The sequence below is a fragment of the Methylobacterium oryzae genome (assembly GCF_021398735.1).
In the GTDB taxonomy this organism is placed as follows: Bacteria; Pseudomonadota; Alphaproteobacteria; order Rhizobiales; family Beijerinckiaceae; genus Methylobacterium.
In genome coordinates this window covers 2657545-2674133 of sequence record NZ_CP090349.1, presented here as the reverse complement: position 1 = coordinate 2674133, position 16589 = coordinate 2657545, and the positions used below count along the sequence as shown (strand labels likewise).

19 protein-coding genes are annotated in these 16589 nt (G+C 70.1%); 6 read left to right on the top strand and 13 right to left on the bottom strand.

All coding sequences use genetic code 11. The features are described 5' to 3' along the window. Positions 1-16 precede the first annotated feature (16 nt). From LXM90_RS12855 to LXM90_RS12820, 8 genes are all read right to left on the bottom strand, one after another. Positions 17-898: a Crp/Fnr family transcriptional regulator gene (locus tag LXM90_RS12855; protein WP_234082842.1), complete on the bottom strand. Its 882-nt coding sequence runs from the start codon at positions 896-898 to the stop codon at positions 17-19. Positions 899-1067: 169 nt separating this feature from the next. Next, positions 1068-1319, bottom strand: coding sequence for a hypothetical protein (locus tag LXM90_RS12850; protein WP_234082841.1), 252 nt, complete (start codon positions 1317-1319; stop codon positions 1068-1070). Positions 1320-1322: 3 nt separating this feature from the next. Next, positions 1323-1793 (bottom strand): hypothetical protein, encoded by a 471-nt coding sequence (locus LXM90_RS12845; protein WP_234082839.1) that lies wholly within the window; start codon positions 1791-1793, stop codon positions 1323-1325. A gap of 11 nt (positions 1794-1804) precedes the next feature. Next, positions 1805-2455 (bottom strand): BON domain-containing protein, encoded by a 651-nt coding sequence (locus tag LXM90_RS12840; protein ID WP_234082837.1) that lies wholly within the window; start codon positions 2453-2455, stop codon positions 1805-1807. A gap of 76 nt (positions 2456-2531) precedes the next feature. Then, complete coding sequence (locus tag LXM90_RS12835) at positions 2532-2879, bottom strand: DUF1476 domain-containing protein (protein WP_234082836.1); 348 nt, start codon at positions 2877-2879, stop codon at positions 2532-2534. Between the two features lie 32 nt (positions 2880-2911). Then, positions 2912-3598, bottom strand: a complete 687-nt coding sequence (locus LXM90_RS12830; RefSeq protein WP_234082835.1) for a helix-turn-helix domain-containing protein — start codon at positions 3596-3598, stop codon at positions 2912-2914. A 121-nt stretch (positions 3599-3719) separates the two neighbouring features. Further along, the gene (locus tag LXM90_RS12825; protein ID WP_234082834.1) at positions 3720-3944 is read right to left on the bottom strand and encodes a hypothetical protein; all 225 of its coding nucleotides are present in this window, start codon (positions 3942-3944) and stop codon (positions 3720-3722) included. 94 nt (positions 3945-4038) lie between these two features. Then, complete coding sequence (locus tag LXM90_RS12820) at positions 4039-4407, bottom strand: SPW repeat protein (RefSeq protein WP_234082831.1); 369 nt, start codon at positions 4405-4407, stop codon at positions 4039-4041. 1173 nt (positions 4408-5580) lie between these two features. Here LXM90_RS12820 and LXM90_RS12815 point away from each other — a divergent pair. The 4 genes from LXM90_RS12815 to LXM90_RS12800 are packed head-to-tail and all read left to right on the top strand — an operon-like array spanning position 5581 to position 11217. Next, positions 5581-6219, top strand: a complete 639-nt coding sequence (locus LXM90_RS12815; protein ID WP_234082830.1) for a TetR/AcrR family transcriptional regulator — start codon at positions 5581-5583, stop codon at positions 6217-6219. Next, positions 6216-7445: an efflux RND transporter periplasmic adaptor subunit gene (locus LXM90_RS12810; RefSeq protein WP_234082829.1), complete on the top strand. Its 1230-nt coding sequence runs from the start codon at positions 6216-6218 to the stop codon at positions 7443-7445. The genes LXM90_RS12815 and LXM90_RS12810 overlap by 4 nt, the downstream gene beginning before the upstream one ends. Before the next feature lie 50 nt (positions 7446-7495). Further along, positions 7496-10582: an efflux RND transporter permease subunit gene (locus tag LXM90_RS12805; RefSeq protein WP_234082828.1), complete on the top strand. Its 3087-nt coding sequence runs from the start codon at positions 7496-7498 to the stop codon at positions 10580-10582. 56 nt (positions 10583-10638) lie between these two features. Continuing rightward, the gene (locus LXM90_RS12800; protein ID WP_234082825.1) at positions 10639-11217 is read left to right on the top strand and encodes a DUF2147 domain-containing protein; all 579 of its coding nucleotides are present in this window, start codon (positions 10639-10641) and stop codon (positions 11215-11217) included. A 189-nt stretch (positions 11218-11406) separates the two neighbouring features. On the opposite strand, the gene LXM90_RS12795 is transcribed toward LXM90_RS12800, so the two are convergent. The 3 genes from LXM90_RS12795 to LXM90_RS12785 form a co-directional block, all read right to left on the bottom strand. Then, positions 11407-11796 (bottom strand): response regulator transcription factor, encoded by a 390-nt coding sequence (locus LXM90_RS12795; protein ID WP_234082824.1) that lies wholly within the window; start codon positions 11794-11796, stop codon positions 11407-11409. An 89-nt stretch (positions 11797-11885) separates the two neighbouring features. After that, positions 11886-12494: a response regulator FixJ gene (fixJ, locus tag LXM90_RS12790; RefSeq protein ID WP_234082823.1), complete on the bottom strand. Its 609-nt coding sequence runs from the start codon at positions 12492-12494 to the stop codon at positions 11886-11888. Then, the gene (locus tag LXM90_RS12785) at positions 12484-14034 is read right to left on the bottom strand and encodes a PAS domain-containing sensor histidine kinase (RefSeq protein ID WP_234082822.1); all 1551 of its coding nucleotides are present in this window, start codon (positions 14032-14034) and stop codon (positions 12484-12486) included. Before LXM90_RS12785 ends, fixJ begins: the two co-directional genes overlap by 11 nt. 262 nt (positions 14035-14296) lie before the next feature. Here LXM90_RS12785 and LXM90_RS12780 point away from each other — a divergent pair, with 262 nt between their 5' ends. Together LXM90_RS12780 and LXM90_RS12775 are read left to right on the top strand one after the other, a co-directional pair. Continuing rightward, a complete protein-coding gene (locus LXM90_RS12780) occupies positions 14297-15157 on the top strand; it encodes a universal stress protein (protein WP_234082819.1) in 861 nt (286 codons plus the stop codon). 16 nt (positions 15158-15173) lie between these two features. Next, positions 15174-15383 carry a hypothetical protein gene (locus LXM90_RS12775; protein ID WP_234082818.1) on the top strand — a complete coding sequence of 70 codons (210 nt, stop codon included), beginning with the start codon at positions 15174-15176 and terminating at the stop codon, positions 15381-15383. Positions 15384-15434: 51 nt separating this feature from the next. On the opposite strand, the gene LXM90_RS12770 is transcribed toward LXM90_RS12775, so the two are convergent. Together LXM90_RS12770 and LXM90_RS12765 are read right to left on the bottom strand one after the other, a co-directional pair. Then, entirely contained in the window at positions 15435-15770 is a 336-nt protein-coding gene (locus LXM90_RS12770; protein ID WP_234082816.1) for a c-type cytochrome, read from the bottom strand. After that, positions 15770-16582, bottom strand: a complete 813-nt coding sequence (locus LXM90_RS12765) for a universal stress protein (RefSeq protein WP_234082814.1) — start codon at positions 16580-16582, stop codon at positions 15770-15772. Before LXM90_RS12765 ends, LXM90_RS12770 begins: the two co-directional genes overlap by 1 nt. Positions 16583-16589 lie beyond the last annotated feature (7 nt).

The following is a 16589-nucleotide window of genomic DNA, read 5'->3' as shown; positions in this document are numbered from 1 at the left end:
CTGCGAGACTTCCCGGTCAGGACGTCGGGTGTTCGCCCTTCAGGTAAGCGGGATCGAACTCGGCGACCTCGGCCAGCCCGTCCCAATCCTCGATGGTCATCCACCGGCATCGCCACGAGATTAGCCCGGCCTGGCGAAGCCTCTTCAGGGTGCGGTTCGCGTGGACCGACGTCAGGCCCATGGCGCTGCCGAATTCCGCCTGCGTCAACGGCATGGGAAACCGGGACGCCTCGGCGATGCCGGCGGCCGCCGCCCGCGTGAAGAGTTCGCAAATCAGGTGCGCGAACCCTTCGTACGCTGGGCGGTGGGCTGCGTTCAGGAGCCAGCGGCGGGCGGTGGCCAGCTCGACCGCCGTTTCGAAATGCACCATGCGGCCGATGCCGGAATGCCGCTCCGTGAGGTCCCGCAAGGCATCGTGCGGGATGACCGCGACGCGACAGGGCGTGAGCGAGGCGACCACGTGGTCCACCCGCCGACGGACGAGGCCCTGCAGGTCCAGGAAGTCCCCGGGAAGCTGCAGCGCGAGGATCTGGGGCCGGGCGGTCTCCAAGGGGATGTACCGGCAGGTCCAGCCATCCAGGAGAAGCCGGCATTCGGCCGGTTCGTCGTCCTCGCGCACGATCTCCCGGTCGGCCTCTACCGTGACGACCCGTGACACGGACGCGGCGAGGGCATCGGCCTCGTGGGCCGGAACACCGGACCGATCCAGCTTGCGCCTGAGGGTTAAGGTCCAGTCCACGCCTGACGCATGGATCGGACCGCGAACGGTCTTCCCATTGCCCGGTTGCGGCCCTCGCGGCGGCGTCGACGGATACGTCGGGCCGGGAGGTGGCTCGCGCCGGTCGTAGGCATTCGGTTGGTTCGTCCTCGAACGTATCTCCCCGTCGGCCATGGACATGATGCGCCCCCTAGTTCCACGGAACGGAAGACAGGTTGCCGACTCGATGCGACCCCGCTTTGCGGTGAATCAAAAAATCGGTCCGGACCACCGTCCGCCCTGCCTGGCCCGAACCCGGTTCGGCGGCATTCCCCGCAGGCCGGCCTGACGGTCGGCGGCGGAAGGGCGCCTAAACCGTGTCCTGGCTCCGACCCGGCGCCCGTTCGCGCTCGCCGTCCCCGTGACCGACGTCGAGGCCGAAGAGGCAGTCACCCATATCGACCGGCTGCGCCCATCGATACAGGAGCCGGTCGACCTCGCCCGCCCAGGCGAGCGGGAGGTCGAGCCAGAAGGTGCGCCACAGCGTCAGCAGGGCATTCTCCGCGAGCTCGAAATCCGAGCGCGGAGGGTGGGACGGAAGGGTCGTCGATGCCTGCCTCATGGCCTAAGCCCCCGCCTCGACGCGGCTGACGTGGGAGACCCTGAAGGTGCGGTAGGTCTCGTCGCCGGCATCGCGGATCGAGACGTACTCGCCCTCGACGAAGGCGTGTGTGCCGAGGTGGTAACCGGGCTCGTCGTCCTCGTTCGTCCAGTCGGCATAGTCGATCAGCCAGGTCGCCCCGCCCTCTCCGCCGGCGCGGTGGACGAGCCGGCCATGGCGGTCGCGCTCGCCGACCCAGAACCGTCGCACCCGGCAGTGATCCCGGATCTCGCGCCAGAGCGCCGCGTCGAGGCGCCCGTCCGGTCCGAGCGGAGCAACGATCTGGTATCCCCGCCCTACGCTGCCGTCCGGATGCTCCGGGCAGCGCGCCAGCGTCAGGGTCACGCGGAACATCGCGGCCGGGGCAGCCCCGGTCTCGGGCCGCGGCCCGAGCGGCGGTGCGACTGCATCGGACCCGTGCATCTCTACGGACATGGTGGTCCTCCTCAACTCAGGGCGACGATGCGGTCCTCGACGGCGCGGACGCCCGGCACCGACCAGGCCGCGCGCTCGGCGGCGTCGCGCTCCGTCCAGGCCGACACCGCCCCCTCCAGCGTGACCTTGTCGCCCGTGACGGTGACCTTGATCCCGTCCGCCTCGAACATGACGCTGCGCCGGAACGCCTCCAGGATCTTGTCCTTGACCGCATCCGGGCGGGCCTCGGGCCTGACCTCGATGTGGTTCGTCACCCCGTGCACACCGGTGAGCTTGCGGACCGCCGCCTCGGCGCCCGCCGACTGGTACTGCCAGTGAACCGCGCCGGTGAGGGTGACCCAGCCACCGGCGACCGTCACCTGGATGGCCCGCTTCGGCAGGTGGACGGACCAGTCGATGATGGCCAGCGCCCGCGCGGCGATCTGGTCGTCGGCGACCTTCTTCGCGTCCGCGTATCGGACCTGGATCTCCTGGGCGATGGCGCGCACGCCCCGGACGCGCCGGACGGCGCGCTCGGCCTCGACCTTCTCGGCGTAGCTGCCGACGTGGCCGGTGAGCGTCACGACGCCGTCCGAGACGGCGACGCCGATGTCGCCCGCGTCGAGGCTGGGGTCGAAGTCGAGCTCGTCGAGAACGTCGCGGCGCAGGTCCTTGTCGGTCATGGCGCTTCTCCTCATGGCCTCTCTCCCGTTCATGCCGGATGGCGTGGTGGGCAGCGGCCGGGTGATCCTGCCCGGCCTAGACGGAGGAGCCTTGATCCAGCGCAACACCCACGCGGCGCTCGGCCCTCGCCAGTGCGGCGCAGCGCTCCGTCTCCTTCCGCAGGTGCGGAAGCGTCGCCCCGATGCCCGCGGCCGCCAGGTCCGATTGGAGCCGCGCGACCATCGTCTCGTCGTCGGCCACGACGGCACAATCCGTAAAGGCGGTGACGTACGCTTCGGCCGCCGGCCCGCTCAGGGCCATCCGTTCGCAGGCCCAGGTGGCCAGGAGCCGGTTGCGCCTGTTGCGGGCGTGGAAGCGCGCCTCCTCCTCCAGGACGAAACGTTGCTCGTAGGCCCGCTCGCGCTCGTCGAATGTCGTGGCCATGGTCTCCTCCCCGATACCGGCTTGGGTTGTCTTCAATCCTCGACAACGCGTCGGAGCCGGGCGCGTCGGAGGCTGACCTGACGCCCGCCCGCGCGAAGCAGCGCCCCGTCCTCCTCCAGTTGCGAGAAGGTCCGCGACACGGTCTCGATGGTGAGGCCAAGGTGATCCGCGATGTCGCGTCGGGTCATCGGCAGCGCGAAGGTGCCCGTGCCGCCGAGACGCTCGTCGACCTCCATCAGGAAGGTCGCGACGCGCTCCACCGCCGAACGCCGACTGAGCAGCAGCATGTGGTCCTGGGCGTAGCGAAGGCCGCTCGCCGTCATGGCCCAGAGCTGGCAGGCCACCTCGGCGCTGCGGGTCGCGGCGCGTTCGATCCCGCGCCGGCGGAAGATCAGCACCTGGGTGTGCGACAGGGCCTCGGCCGTGTGCCGATGCGTCTCGCCCTGCTCCAGGCCGAACAGGTCGCCGGGCAGGTGGAAGCCGGTGATCTGGCGCCGCCCGTCGTTCAGGACCTTGTGGGTGCGCACCGCGCCGCGGACGACCTTGTAGACGAACTCGGCTTCCTCGCCCTCGCCGTAGATCTCTTCCTCGCGGTCATAGGCGAACGGGGTGCCGATGAGCTCGGGGCAGCCCGCGAAAAGGGCGGTACCGAGTTTGCCGCCGACAGTGACTTTCGCGGTCGCGGGCGAGGTCGGGGACAGGGTGATCTCGGCGGCCATCGCATCTCTCCTCGTCCGAAATCGGATGGCGGGAGATTGCCGGGACCGGGCGTCCTGAAAAATTCCGGTCGGTCGCTTAAGCAGGTCCGCGTAAGGGCAATTACGTATGCGTGCTCGGCGATCAGGGGTGCGCGACAGTCACGAGGCCCCATGCGTGTATGGGATCGTGCAGCACGGAGACGCCGTTGCGGCCCGCGGCCAGCGAGCACAGGGCCGTGGCAAGCCCATAGGCGACGACGCCCAGAACCAGCGTCACGGAGTCGGCGAGACGCCTGAGGGCGTGAATGGCGACGCAGCCGGCGGTGAACGACGACGCTACGAGGATCGCCAAGTGGTCGAGAGGCATCGCGCCGCTCCGGAACGCGGTTGGTCCGATGGTCCTGGGAGGGGCCGCGGCCAAGCGATGGGCTTCCGCGGCCCCTCCGGCGATGAAAGATGCCTCAGACCGAACGCGCCTGGGGCGACACAAAGAGCCGCCAGAGCTCGAACGCCGCTAGGACGGCTACCGCGAGCCCGATGCCCACGTGCAGCCACACTTGGTACCGCAGGTCCGCGAAGCCGAGCGCCCACGGGGCGATGGACACCCAGAGGCCGGCGGCGAGGTTGATGTATTCCTCCCAGTCATAGGACTTGGCGAGGGCGAGCGCCGCGATGACGGTGATGGCGCCGCCGCAGACGAAGGCATTGCGCGCCGCTGCGGTCTCGCTGCCGAGTCCCAGGTACCAGGGCGCCATGAGGAGCGCGACGCCCAGCAGCGCGTTCAGCGCGTTCGGGATCATGTCCTCCATCCGGTTCTCGATGGTCCGCATCGTCGCCTCCTGGGAACAGGGGCACCGGAGCCGGGGACGCCGAATGCCGGGCCCTTGGCGGCAGACGGCCTGCCACCTCCTGACGCCGAGCATCCGGCAACGTCGCATCGAAGCCTTGATGTGGCTCAAGGAGAGCGAGGGGTGTCCGTCATCCCATCCCGCAGCTTCTCGACCTGCGTGAAGCCGGCGTTCCGGCGCGCCCCTGATCATGCCAAAGACTTTCGGCATCCACCCGTGCAGCCCGCCGCGGGACTTCGCGGGCGCGGCGGCTTACGCGGAACGGCCCAGGGCCCACGTAGAGGGGACCGCGTGCGCCTTCCCCGTTCCGGCTGGCTAACAGGTTCACGCAAATGCCGCCGAGCGACCTTGATCTGACGCAAGCCGACCATCACCGAGGGCGCGTGGATCAGGCCGGGAGCATGCCCGTGGCGGAAACCTGACGGCTCGATCCTATGCCCGGGTCCGCTCCGAACCAAAGTCGGTCACAGGCAGCTCATCGGGGCGCCCGGGAAGCGGTCATGGCCTTGCTCCCGCTCCCGTCGCGATAACCCGTGCATCCTGTCAGCGTTTCAAGACGAAGCTTGTGAGGGCCACCGCTCGTGACGGTGTTGCCGTCGGCGAACGCATGGCTTGCGGGAGCGGCCGGGCTTGGCGGAAATCGAAGGGCCTGCCTCCCGCATCGCTAGCCATCTGCCCCCGCTGGGGGCGGCCGGCGCCGTCCGAGTTTGCTGGCTCCACGCAGGATCAAGCCATGACGCGGACCCACTTCCGGTTCCAGTGAAGACTTCGGCCGCTCCACCCGCATGTGTCTCACCCGACGCCAAATCCCAGTCGCCGGGGGGTGTGAATGAGCGTTCATTGACATGTGAATGAACGCTCACTAACACATCTGACAACGCAGCGAGGAACGAGAATGGCACCAGGACTCCAGGCATCGACGCACCGGCCCGGTGTGGCCGCCGAAGCCATTTCACTCCTGCGCCCAGCCAACCTGCTCGCCGCCCTCTTGGTGATCCTGGGCTGGGCGGCGCTGATTTCCTGGACCGGAAACGGCCCCGGTGGCTGGCAGGCCCGCACGTGCGCCGGCCTCGCCCCGTCCGCGCACGCTTGCGTCACGGCAACCCGGGCTAAGGACGCCGGCCGGGTCGTCCCCCATACGGCGGAGCAAGCATCGTGAGCATCGCGGCCGGAAACGTCGTCGGGGTCCGCGACGCGCAGGTCTCGCGTCGCGAGGAGATCCTCGATGCCGCCGAGGCCTGCTTCGTCCGAAACGGCTTCCACCGCACCACCATCGCGGACCTCGCCCGCGAGGCCGCGATGAGCCAAGGCAACTTCTATCGCTACTTCGCCGCCAAGGAGGACATCGTCCTCGCGATGGCCGAGCGCGACAGGGCGCGCGGCGCGACCATGCTCGCCGACCTTGAGCGGGAAGGCGGCCAGCGCGCCGTCCTTACCGGCATCCTCACGCGCTACTTCACGGATCTCACCCGTTCGGCTGCGGTCCTGCGCGTGGACCTCTGGTCGGAAGCGACCCGTAATCCCGCCATCGCAACGCTGATCGAACGGGGCGAGGCGGAAGCCCGCGAGTGGCTGTGCGGGATGTTCGCGACGCTCGCCACGTCGCCCGATTGCGACCCCGCGGCCATGTTCGACGCGCTCAACCCGCTGATGAAGGGCATCATCGTCAGCCGGGCGACGTTGCCCGGTTACGACCCTTCCACCGCGGTCGCGCAACTTCAAGCCCTCATCGAAGCCGGCCTGCGCGGCTCGCTGCTCCGAGCGGCCGAGGCCCTTCCGGAGACCAGCCGATGATCCGCGCCGTCCTACTTGCCGGAACCACGCTGCTCACCCTCGGCCTTTCGGCCTCCCTCGCCCGCGACGAGGCACCCGCGACGACCAAGCCGCTCCTCGCGCCCGCCGTCAGCGTCGTCGAGGCGACGCGGCGCGAGACCGTGGAGACTGTGGCGGTGACCGGCACCCTGGTGCCCCGCGACGAGATCTTGGTAACGCCCGAGATCGACGGTTACCGGGTCACCGAGGTGCTGGTCGAAGAGGGCGCGCGGGTCGCCAAGGGCCAGGTGCTGGCGCGCCTGTCGCGCGACCTCATCGACCGTCAGATCGCGCAGCAGGACGCGGTGGTGGCCAAGGCCGAGGCCGCCGTGCCCCAGGCCCAGAGCAACATCGAGCAGGCCGAGGCTGCCGAGACCGAGGCTCGGCTGGGGCTTGAGCGGGCGCGCTCGCTCATGGCGACCGGCAACACCACGGCGGTGGTGATGGAGACCCGCACCTCCGCCCTGCGCCAGGCGGAGGGCAAGCTCGCCTTCGCCCGCAACGGGCTTGCCATGGCCAAGGCCGACCTCGCCCAGGTCCGCGCCGTGCGGGACGAGCTGTCCCTACGGCTCGCCCGCACCGAGATCCGGGCTCCGGAGGCCGGCATCGTCAGCCGCCGCACGGCCCGCGTCGGCCTCGCCGCCTCGGCGTCTTCCGAGCCGCTGTTCCGCCTGATCGCGCGTGGCGAGATCGAGTTGGAGGGTGAGGTCGTCGAGACCAAGCTGCCGCTGTTGCGCGAGGGCGCCCCGGCGTGGATTGACATGGGTGAGGGCACCCGCGTCGCCGGCAGCGTGCGCGCCGTCTACCCCGAGGTCGACAAGGCGACGCGCCTGGGCAAGGTGCGCGTGCGCCTCGACCCCGACCCCCGCCTGCGCATCGGTACCTTCGCCCGCGGCGCCGTCGAGCTCGCCCGCAGCCGCGGCGTCAGCGTCCCCCAGGCTTCGGTGCTCTACGGCGGCGGTCGCCGCAGCGTCCTCGTCGTGACCGGCGACCGTGTCGAGGACCGCACCGTTCGCACCGGCATCGCCGACGAGGACACCGTCGAGGTCCGCACGGGCCTCAACGAAGGCGAGCGGGTCGTGGCCCGCGCCGGCTCGTTCCTGCGCGACGGCGACCGGGTCCGCCCGGTGCTCGAAGCCCCGCCCGCCACGCCCGCGGTCGCCGCGGTGCCCGCGCCCCGGGACACCGCCGAAGCGGGCGTGCCTTAAACCGTCGCACCCCGACACCACCCCGACGTCATGAAAGCCAGGGCAGACCGATGCGCCTGAACGTCTCCGCATGGGCGATCCGCAACCCCATCGCGCCCCTCGTCCTGTTCCTGGTGCTGGTCGTGCTCGGCCTCGTCAGCTTCCGCGGGCTCGCGGTGACGAAGATGCCGAACGTCGACGTGCCCATCGTCTCCGTGGCCATCACCCAGTCTGGCGCAGCGCCGTCCGAGCTCCAGACCCAGGTGACAAAGTGGGTCGAGGACGCGGTCGCCGGCGTCCGGGGCGTCAAGCACATCACCTCGGCCATCACCGAGGGCTCCTCGGTGACCACGGTCGAGTTCCGGCTTGAGGTGAACACCGACCGCGCCGTCAACGACGTGAAGGATGCGGTCTCGAAGATCCGCATCAACCTGCCGCGCACCATCGACGAGCCGGTGATCAGCCGCGTCGAGGTCGCCGGCCTGCCGATCCTCGTCTACGGCGTGAAGGCGCCCGCGATGACGCCTGCCGAACTCTCCTGGCTGGTCGAGGACAAGATCGCCCGCGCGCTCCAGGGCGTGAAGGGCGTGGGCGGCGTCGAGCGGGTCGGCGGAGTCGCGCGGGAGGTCCGGGTCGTGCTCCAGCCCGACCGGCTGCTGTCGCTCGGCATCACCGCCGCCGACGTGAACCGGCAACTGCGCCTCACCTCCGCCGACATGGCCGGCGGGCGCGGCGAGGTCGGCGGGCGCGAGCAGTCGATCCGCACACTCGCCGCTTCCCGCACCCTGCGCGACCTCAAGGCCACATCCATTGTCCTGCCCGGCGGCCGCAAGGTCCGGCTCGACGACCTCGCCAGGGTCGAGGACGGCATCGAGGAGCCGCGCACCTTTGCCCGCTTCAACGGCGAGCCTGTCGTCGCCTTCGCGGTCTCGCGCGGGTCGGGGGCCAGCGACGCCGAGGTCGCGGCCGGGGTCGAAAGGAAGATCGCCGAGTTCCAGGCGAGCTACCCCGACCTGCAATTCGAACTGATCGACTCCTCGGTCTCCTCGACCATCGGCTCCTACGATTCCGCCATGCACACCCTGATCGAGGGGGCGCTCCTAGCGGTCATCGTCGTGCTGCTGTTCCTGCGCGACTGGCGCGCCACGCTCATCGCGGCGGTGGCGCTGCCGCTTTCGGTATTCCCGACATTCTGGGCGATGGACGCGCTCGGCTTCACGCTCAACGGCATCAGCCTGCTCGCGATCACGCTGGTGACCGGCATCCTCGTCGACGACGCCATCGTGGAGATCGAGAACGTCGTCCGGCACATGCGGCTGGGCAAGTCGCCCTTCCAGGCGGCCATCGAGGGCGCCGACGAGATCGGACTGGCGGTCATCGCCATCACGGCGACCCTGATCGCGGTGTTCGCGCCGGTCTCGTTCATGCCGGGCATCGCCGGGCGCTACTTCATCCAGTTCGGCCTGACCATCGCGGTCTCGGTGTTCATGTCGCTCCTCGTGGCGCGCCTGATCACTCCGATGCTCGCCGCCTACTTCCTGCGCGACCACGGCCATGCCGAGGAGCGCGAGGGGCCGGTGATGCGCGCCTACTCGCGCCTCGTCGGCTGGTCGGTGCGCCATCGGGTGATCACCCTGTTCGCGGGCCTCGCGCTGTTCGCCGCCTCCATCGTGTCGACCGGCCTGCTACCCTCGGGCTTCATCCCGAAGCAGGATAACGCCCGCACCCTGTTCATGGTCGAACTGGCACCGGGCGCGAAGCTCGCCGACACCGTGGCGGTGTCCGACCGCGTGGTCGCCCGCATCCGGGCGCTGCCCGAGGTGACTTCGGTCTTCGTCGACGGCGGCCGGCAGGTCGGCGGCAAGAAGGAGACCCGGCTCGCGACCCTGACCGTCAACCTGACGCCGAAGGCCTCGCGCACCAAGCGCCAGTGGACGGTCGAGGCCGAGATCGCGGCCCTTCTCGCCGAGGAGCCCGACATTCGCTCCTGGACGCTGCGGGACAGCGGCCAGCGCGACCTCGCCCTGGTGGTGAGCGGCCCCGACGCCGACGTGGTCACCGAGGTCGCCGCGCGCCTGCAGCGTGACATGGCCGCCATCCCGCACCTCGTCTCGGTGATGTCGACGGCGCCGCTCAACCGGACGGAGGTCCGCATCCGGCCGAAGCCCGGCGTGGCGGCCGACCTCGGCGTCTCGACCGACGCCATCGCGGAGACCGTCCGCGTCGGCACCATCGGCGACATCGGCCTGAACCTCGCGAAGTTCAACGCCGTCGACCGTCAGGTGCCGATCCGCGTGCAGCTCCCCGAGAGCGCCCGCGGCGCGATCTCGCGGCTTGAGAACCTGAAGGTGCCCGCCAAGGACGGCTCAGCCGTGCCGCTGGCGGTGGTGGCGGACGTCGAGCTCGACCAGGGCCCGGGCGCCATCGACCGCTATGACCGGGCCGTGCGCGTCGCCGTCGAGGCCAACATGGAGGGCTCGGAGGCCCTCGGCTCCCTCATCGCCGAGGCCATGCAGACCCCGACGGCGAAGAACCTGCCGCCGGGGGTGACCATCAAGCAGACCGGCGACGCCGAGATCATGCAGGAGGTGTTCTCGGGCTTCCTGATGGCGATGGGCGCCGGCATCATGATGGTCTACGCCGTGCTCGTCCTGCTGTTCGGCTCGTTCCTGCAGCCGCTGACCATCTTGTTCTCGCTGCCGCTCTCCATCGGCGGCGCCATCCTCGGCCTGCTTATTTGCCAGATGCCGATCTCGATGCCGGTCGTCATCGGCATCCTGATGCTGATGGGCTTGGTCACGAAGAACGCGATCATGCTGGTCGACTTCGCAGTCGAGGAGATGGGGCGCGGCGTCGACCGGGTCACCGCCATCGTCGATGCCGGCCGCAAGCGGGCGCGGCCCATCGTGATGACCACCATCGCGATGGCCGCCGGCATGGTCCCGTCCGCCATGGCGTTCGGGGTCGGCGGCGAGTTCCGGGCGCCCATGGCGGTGGCGGTCATCGCCGGCCTGATCGTCTCGACCTTGCTCTCCCTCGTCTTCGTGCCGGCCGTGTTCCTGCTGATGGACAGCCTCGGCAACCTTATCGGGCGCGTGCTCGGACGGTTCGTCGGACCGAGCGACGACGCGGCCGGGCATGCCGTGACCGCACCCTGAGACTTCGATTTCGTGAAACCCGCAGAAGGAATCCGATGACTTTTCCAGTCTACCGCTTGGCCACGGCCGCCCTGGTGGTCGCCGTCGCGACCGTCACGTGCGGACGGCCGAACGCCGCCACCGCCGCCGAACCGTACGGGACCTGGCTCACGGAGGATGGTCGCGCCCGCATCCGGACCGAACGCTGCGGGTCGGACGCGACCCGCCTTTGCGGCTTCGTGGTCTGGGGTCGCGAGCCGCTGGACAAGGACGGCAAGCCGAAAATCGACCGGTACAACCCGAACCCGGCGTTCCAGGCCCGACCCCAACTCGGCCACCAGATGTTGCTCGGCCTGAAGCCGAACGCGGAGGGGCACTTCGAGGGCAGGATCTACAACGCCGACAACGGCAAGTCCTACGACGTGACGGTGTGGAGCGACCAGCCGTCGACGCTGACCGTCAAAGGCTGCATGCTGGTGTTCTGCGCCTCGCAATCATGGAAGCGTGTGGCCGACGTCGTCCCCGGCCAGGTCCAGGGGCCGGCCGACGGTCCCGGCGGCCCGCACTCCGATCCCGAATGGGCATCGAAGGGTGCACGGACGGGCAGCACGCCCAGAAAACCATCGCCCGAAGGCGCAGCGGCCCCCGCGCAGTGAGGGTCGCCCCGCGCAGGCGTACCAAGCGCCGTGCCGCCGCGATGGGGCAGGACGGTGTGCGCAACCTCGAACATCGATGGCTTACCCGGCCCGGAACCTATGCTCGGGCGTCAGGCGATTTTACAGCCTGCGGCGATTCGAATTTTCGACGGCGCCTTGTTTGAAAGGCGTCCGTCCGAGCGCCCTTCCTCAGGCTCGGGAGACCGAAACACCGGTGGCTTTTTCGGCGAGCAGGCCAAGCAGCGCGTCGAACATCAGTGGCTTATCGATCAAGGGAATGCCCGCGGCCCTGGCCCGCGTCCGGATACCCGGGTCGGGATGGCCGGTGATCAGCACGACCGGAACATGCGCGTCGAGGCTGCGCAGGCGGCCGAAAACCTCAAGGCCGTCCATCCCCGCCATGACTTGGTCGAGTAGTACGAAGGCCGGGCGTGGGCCGGGAAAGGTCGCCAGTAGCGCGCGGCCGTCGGCGAAGGTCTCGACGCGGTGGCCTTCGCACTCGATCAGGAAGCGCGTGGAATGCAGGACGGCCGGGTCGTCGTCCACGACGTAGATAAGGTATTGAGGGGCCGATGGCATGGCGGTCGGCGTTCGGTGTGGCTCGCTGTTGAAGCCGCCATCATGCGTGGGTGGATCGGGCGCTCGCCTTGACCTGCCTCAAGCCGGTGTCAGGCGAGCCCGCCCAGCACCGACCAGCGCACCAGTTCCTGCAGGCTCTCCGCCCGCGTCTTGGCCATGAGCTTGGCCCGGTAGATCTCGACGGTGCGCGGGCTGATGTCGAGCGTCCGTCCGATCTCCTTGCTGGTGCGGCCGGCGACGAGGTGGTCCAGGACCTGCCGCTCGCGCTCGCTCAAGGTTCCGACGCGACGCACGAACTCGCGCAGCGTCGGGTCGACCGCTCCGGCGATCCCGCCACGCTCCAAGGCCGACCTCAGCGCCTGGATGAGCGCCTCGTCGTCGAAAGGCTTCTCGATGAAGTCGCAGGCGCCGAGCTTCATCGCCTCGACTGCAAGGGGCACGTCGCCGTGCCCCGTCATCATTACCACCGGCAAGGCGTGCCCCGCAGCCCGCAGGCGGCGCAGCAGTTCCAGCCCGTCGATGCCGGGCATGCGGATGTCGGTCAGGACGCATCCCGCGGTCGGCTTCTTCAGCCCGTCGAGCAGGTCCGCCCCGGCCTCGTAGAGCCGGACCTCAAACCCCTCGGTCCCGAGCAGGAAGCCGAGGGAGTCCCGCATGGCCGGGTCGTCGTCCACGACGTGCACCACGTCAGTCGCCATCGGGCAGGTCCCCCACACGGGCGGCCGGGAGCCTCAGCCGGAAGGTCGCCCCGCCGGTGCCGTTGCGTTCGACGTCGAGGCGGCCGCCATGCGCCTCGACGATGGTGCGGCAGATCGAGAGCCCGACGCCCATGCCGCTCCGCTTCGTGGTGACGAACGGTTGGAACAGCCTGTCGGCGACCTCCGCGGCGATGCCGGGCCCGGTATCCGAAACGGCGATCTCGACCGTCTCCCCGCCGATTGGCCTCGCCTCGACGGTCAGTTCGCGCCTGTCGCCCTGCTGCATGGCCTCGCGGGCGTTGCGCAGGAGGTTCACCAAGACCTGCTGCACCTGCACCCGGTCGGCGAGGACGGAGCCGACCCGCGGGTCGACGACGACGAGCGCGACGATGCCCTGCTCGCGGGCTCCGACCAGCGCCAGCGCGCTGGCCTCTTCGATCAGCCTCGCGACCGGCTCGACCCGCCTTTCGGTTTCGCCGCGGGCGACGAACTCGCGCAGGCGCCGGATGATCTGGCCGGCCCGCAGCGCCTGCTCGGCGGCCTTGCCGAGAACCTCCACCGTCTTGGCGATGGCCTCGGGGCCAGGGCGTGCCAGCAGGCGGCGGCAGCCCTTGGTGTAGTTCGCGATGGCGCCGAGCGGCTGGTTCAGCTCGTGCGCGAGCGCGGAGGCCATCTCGCCCATCGCACTCAGGCGGGAGACGTGGGCGAGCTCGGACTGAAGTTCCTGGAGGCGGGCCTGGGTGCGCTGATGCTCGGTGAGGTCGTTGATGAAGCCGGTGAAGTAGACCTGTTCGCCCGAGCGCATCTCGCCGATGGCGAGCTCCATCGGGAAGGTTGAGCCGTCCCGCCTCCGGCCGGTCACGACCCGATTGGTGCCGATGATGCGGCGTTCCCGGGTCCGGCGGTAGCGGTCGAGGTAGCCGTCGTGCTCGCCCTGCATCGGCTCAGGCATCAGGATGCGGACGTTCCGCCCGACCGCCTCGTCGGCCGCGTAGCCGAACAGGCGCTCGGCGGCGGCGCTGAACGAGTGGATCAGGCCCGCCTCGTCGATGACGACCATCGCCTCGGGCACGGTGTCGAGGATCGAGCGCAGGTGCGCCTCTCGCGCCCGGATGTCCTCCTCGGCCCGCTTCTGCTCGTCGATGCTAAGCACCACCCCGCGATGGCGCGCCGGCCGACCGTCCGCGTCGAGGCTCACCCTCCCGCGCGAGCGCAGCCAGCAGACGTGGCCGTCGGGGCGCACGACGCGGTAGTCGACCTCGTAGCTTCCGCCATCCCGCAAGGCCCGCTGGATGGCGTCCGCCCGGCCCTGCCGGTCGTCCGGGTGCACGAGGGCCTGTGAGGCGGCGAAGGTGGTCAGCCGCTCGGGCGGCACCCCGAACAGGCGCGCGCAGGTCGGCGAGACGGTGGCGCGTCCGGTGGGGATGTCCAGCGACCAGACGCAGATGCCGACCTCGTCGAGGGTCTGACGAAGTTCGTCGTTCGCCTGCGTGGCGTCACGCCAACGGTCGGCGCTGGGCATGTCGACGGGGTCCGTCATCGAGCGCACCCGGAAAGGTCCTGCGCGCGGCCGTCTTGGAACTCGCCTGTGTCCACCCGTAGGGCGTCTGCATCGCGCATCCGGTCATTACTGCGATTCCGCTACGGGGAACAGCTGCCGGTGCGTATTCGCGGCCGACGCCGAGTAGTTCTTTGGTCCGAGCCGTCGCCGATGCCGCGCCGCCCGAGCCGCTTGAGGTGGATCAACGCGGTGCCGCCACGACGGGAGGAACCTTTGGGTCGGCTCAACCCGGAGAACTCCCATGTCCACATTCAGCCCTTCGCACCTGGCGGGCATCCGCGACGTCCTCGTCGGGACCGCCGTGGAAGGCGAGCGCGAGGAGGCCTCGTCGGCCATCGGCTACGGCCTGACCTTGGCCAAGGCCGCAGGCGCCCACCTCACCGTCCAGTCGGCCTCGTGGCGCCTCTCGGGCGACGACGCCTGGCTCGGCGAGTTCGACTACGAAGGCGTCTCGGTTATGGACCGCCGGCTCGACGCGTTAGCCCGCTCCGTCGCCGAGCGCTCGGCCGGGGATGCCGCGCAGGCCGGCGTCGTCTGCACGACCGAGGCGCCGAGCCTGCCGTATCCGGAGATCGTGAACCGTCTCGCCGCCCGTGCGCGCCTGCACGACCTGACGGTCCTGGACATCGGTCCGCGCACGTACGACCTCGACCGTGAGATGATCGAGAAGGCGCTGTTCCATAGCGGCCGGCCGGTCATCGCCGTACCGCCGGGACACGACGCCTTCGCGGCGCGGCGGATCATCGTCGCCTGGGACGGCAGCGCGCAGGCCGCGCGGGCGGCCAATGACGCCATGCCGTTCCTGCGTTCGGCCGAGGCGGTCGAGATCGTCTCGGTCGGCACCGAGGCGGAGATCCATGAGGCGGTGCCGGGCGCCGAGTTCGCGCCCCATCTCGCCCGGCATGGGGTCAATGTCAGCGTCAACGACCTGCCGAGGGGGGAGAGCGTCGCCGACACGTTGCGTGCCCAGGCCGGGCTGTTCCGGGCGGACATGATCGTGATGGGCGCCTACCGGCACGCCCCGATCCGGGAATACTTCTTCGGTGGCGTGACGCGCTCATTCCTCAGGGGCAGCCCGGCACCCCTGTTCCTGTCCCGCTGAAGCCTGGAGGCTGACGATGACCGAGCGAGATCCTCCTCGGAGCGTCGCGACCGACCGGACCTTGCGGCCGCGGAAAGGCGCTCGCCTGTCCGAGCCGGCTGCGGCGCAGTCGAAGACCGATGAGGCACCACCCCAGGTGCGGGCGACGAACAGGATCGAATGGCCGGGCCCGCTGAACGAGGAGGAGCGCGCCGCACTGGAGGCTGGCTGGGGCTTCGTCGAGTGAGGTGCACGTCGTAATCGAGGCCGCCGCGGACCGCATCCGCGGCGGCTTCTGTTACGGGCGTCTATGGCGCAGACCTTCCAGATAGGCCGTTAGGTCGGCGGCATCGGAGGGGGCGAGCCGAAAGTCGGGCATGGCGGGATGACGGCGGTCGACGCCCTCCACAAGCACATCGGCGAGGTCGCCGACCGGGAAGTGCTCGGCGAGGGTGCGGAATGACGGCGCCTCGCGCATCGGGCTGGTCCGCCTCGGGCCGACCGCGTGGCAGCGTCCGCAATGCGCCCGGGCGAACGCCAGGCCGCGGTCCGCCGGGGAGGCCGAGGCCTGGGGCGCGACGAGGGCCAGGATGATCGGCGCCGATACCCTGAGGATGGCAGGGGACCAGCGCATCAGTGGCACATCAGGCAACAGACCTGCGCGCGTTCGAGGACCTCGCGCGTGACGCCCCCGAAGATCCATTCCCGCAGGCGCGAATGGCCGTAGGCGCCCATGACGATGAGGTCGGCGTCCTGCCGTAGGGCGAAGTCGAGGATCTCGGCGCCGTCGCTGTCGGTCGCCTCCAGGAGGTGGGTCGTGACATGCGCGCCGTGCCGCGCGAGATGACCGGCCACGGCCTTCGTCCCTTCGTGCCGCCCGTCGCCTCCGACCGTCACGACCGCGACCTCGTCGGCACCGTGGAGGAAGGGAAGCACCGCCGAAACCGCCCGCCGTGCCTCCGGACCGTCTTTCCAGGCGACGACGATGCGGGCCGCATGCAAGTGCACGAGCCGAGGCGGCACGACGAGGACGGGCCGTCCCGCCTCCATCAGCACCGGCCCGGGCGGCACGCCCAGCGGACCCGGGTCGTCGTCGCCCCGCCCGCGCCGGCCCACCACGACGAGGTCGGCGGCGCGCGTCTGTTCGACGAGATGCGTGATCGGCCCGACGAGCGCGGCCTGCCACTCCGTGCGGATTTCTTCCCCGGCGCTGCGCTCGAACATGGCGTGGGCCTGTTCGAGGATCTCGCGGACCAGCGCCTTGTTGCGCTCTTCCTGTCGAGTGGCGTCGTAGACGTCTCGCACCAGGATGGGGACCGGCACCTGATGGGCCGCCACGCCCGTGAGGGTCGCCTCGAAGCGTCGCGCCAATCCTGCGGCCAGGCGCACCCGGTCCGGTGCCGTGTCGCCGAGGTCGGCGGAAACGAGGATGTTCGCGAAGTCCATGGCCACC

What these genes read in the sequence shown, in the direction of transcription:
- LXM90_RS12850 (WP_234082841.1), bottom strand. Translation starts at nt 1,319, where the DNA reads ATGAGGCAGGCATCGACGACCCTTCCGTCCCACCCTCCGCGCTCGGAT.
- fixJ (WP_234082823.1), bottom strand. Translation starts at nt 12,494, where the DNA reads ATGGCGACTGACGTGGTGCACGTCGTGGACGACGACCCGGCCATGCGG.
- LXM90_RS12780 (WP_234082819.1), top strand. Translation starts at nt 14,297, where the DNA reads ATGTCCACATTCAGCCCTTCGCACCTGGCGGGCATCCGCGACGTCCTC.
- LXM90_RS12825 (WP_234082834.1), bottom strand. Translation starts at nt 3,944, where the DNA reads ATGCCTCTCGACCACTTGGCGATCCTCGTAGCGTCGTCGTTCACCGCC.
- LXM90_RS12855 (WP_234082842.1), bottom strand. Translation starts at nt 898, where the DNA reads ATGTCCATGGCCGACGGGGAGATACGTTCGAGGACGAACCAACCGAAT.
- LXM90_RS12840 (WP_234082837.1), bottom strand. Translation starts at nt 2,455, where the DNA reads ATGACCGACAAGGACCTGCGCCGCGACGTTCTCGACGAGCTCGACTTC.
- LXM90_RS12845 (WP_234082839.1), bottom strand. Translation starts at nt 1,793, where the DNA reads ATGTCCGTAGAGATGCACGGGTCCGATGCAGTCGCACCGCCGCTCGGG.
- LXM90_RS12795 (WP_234082824.1), bottom strand. Translation starts at nt 11,796, where the DNA reads ATGCCATCGGCCCCTCAATACCTTATCTACGTCGTGGACGACGACCCG.
- LXM90_RS12765 (WP_234082814.1), bottom strand. Translation starts at nt 16,582, where the DNA reads ATGGACTTCGCGAACATCCTCGTTTCCGCCGACCTCGGCGACACGGCA.
- LXM90_RS12820 (WP_234082831.1), bottom strand. Translation starts at nt 4,407, where the DNA reads ATGCGGACCATCGAGAACCGGATGGAGGACATGATCCCGAACGCGCTG.
- LXM90_RS12810 (WP_234082829.1), top strand. Translation starts at nt 6,216, where the DNA reads ATGATCCGCGCCGTCCTACTTGCCGGAACCACGCTGCTCACCCTCGGC.
- LXM90_RS12785 (WP_234082822.1), bottom strand. Translation starts at nt 14,034, where the DNA reads ATGACGGACCCCGTCGACATGCCCAGCGCCGACCGTTGGCGTGACGCC.
- LXM90_RS12775 (WP_234082818.1), top strand. Translation starts at nt 15,174, where the DNA reads ATGACCGAGCGAGATCCTCCTCGGAGCGTCGCGACCGACCGGACCTTG.
- LXM90_RS12835 (WP_234082836.1), bottom strand. Translation starts at nt 2,879, where the DNA reads ATGGCCACGACATTCGACGAGCGCGAGCGGGCCTACGAGCAACGTTTC.
- LXM90_RS12830 (WP_234082835.1), bottom strand. Translation starts at nt 3,598, where the DNA reads ATGGCCGCCGAGATCACCCTGTCCCCGACCTCGCCCGCGACCGCGAAA.
- LXM90_RS12770 (WP_234082816.1), bottom strand. Translation starts at nt 15,770, where the DNA reads ATGCGCTGGTCCCCTGCCATCCTCAGGGTATCGGCGCCGATCATCCTG.
- LXM90_RS12805 (WP_234082828.1), top strand. Translation starts at nt 7,496, where the DNA reads ATGCGCCTGAACGTCTCCGCATGGGCGATCCGCAACCCCATCGCGCCC.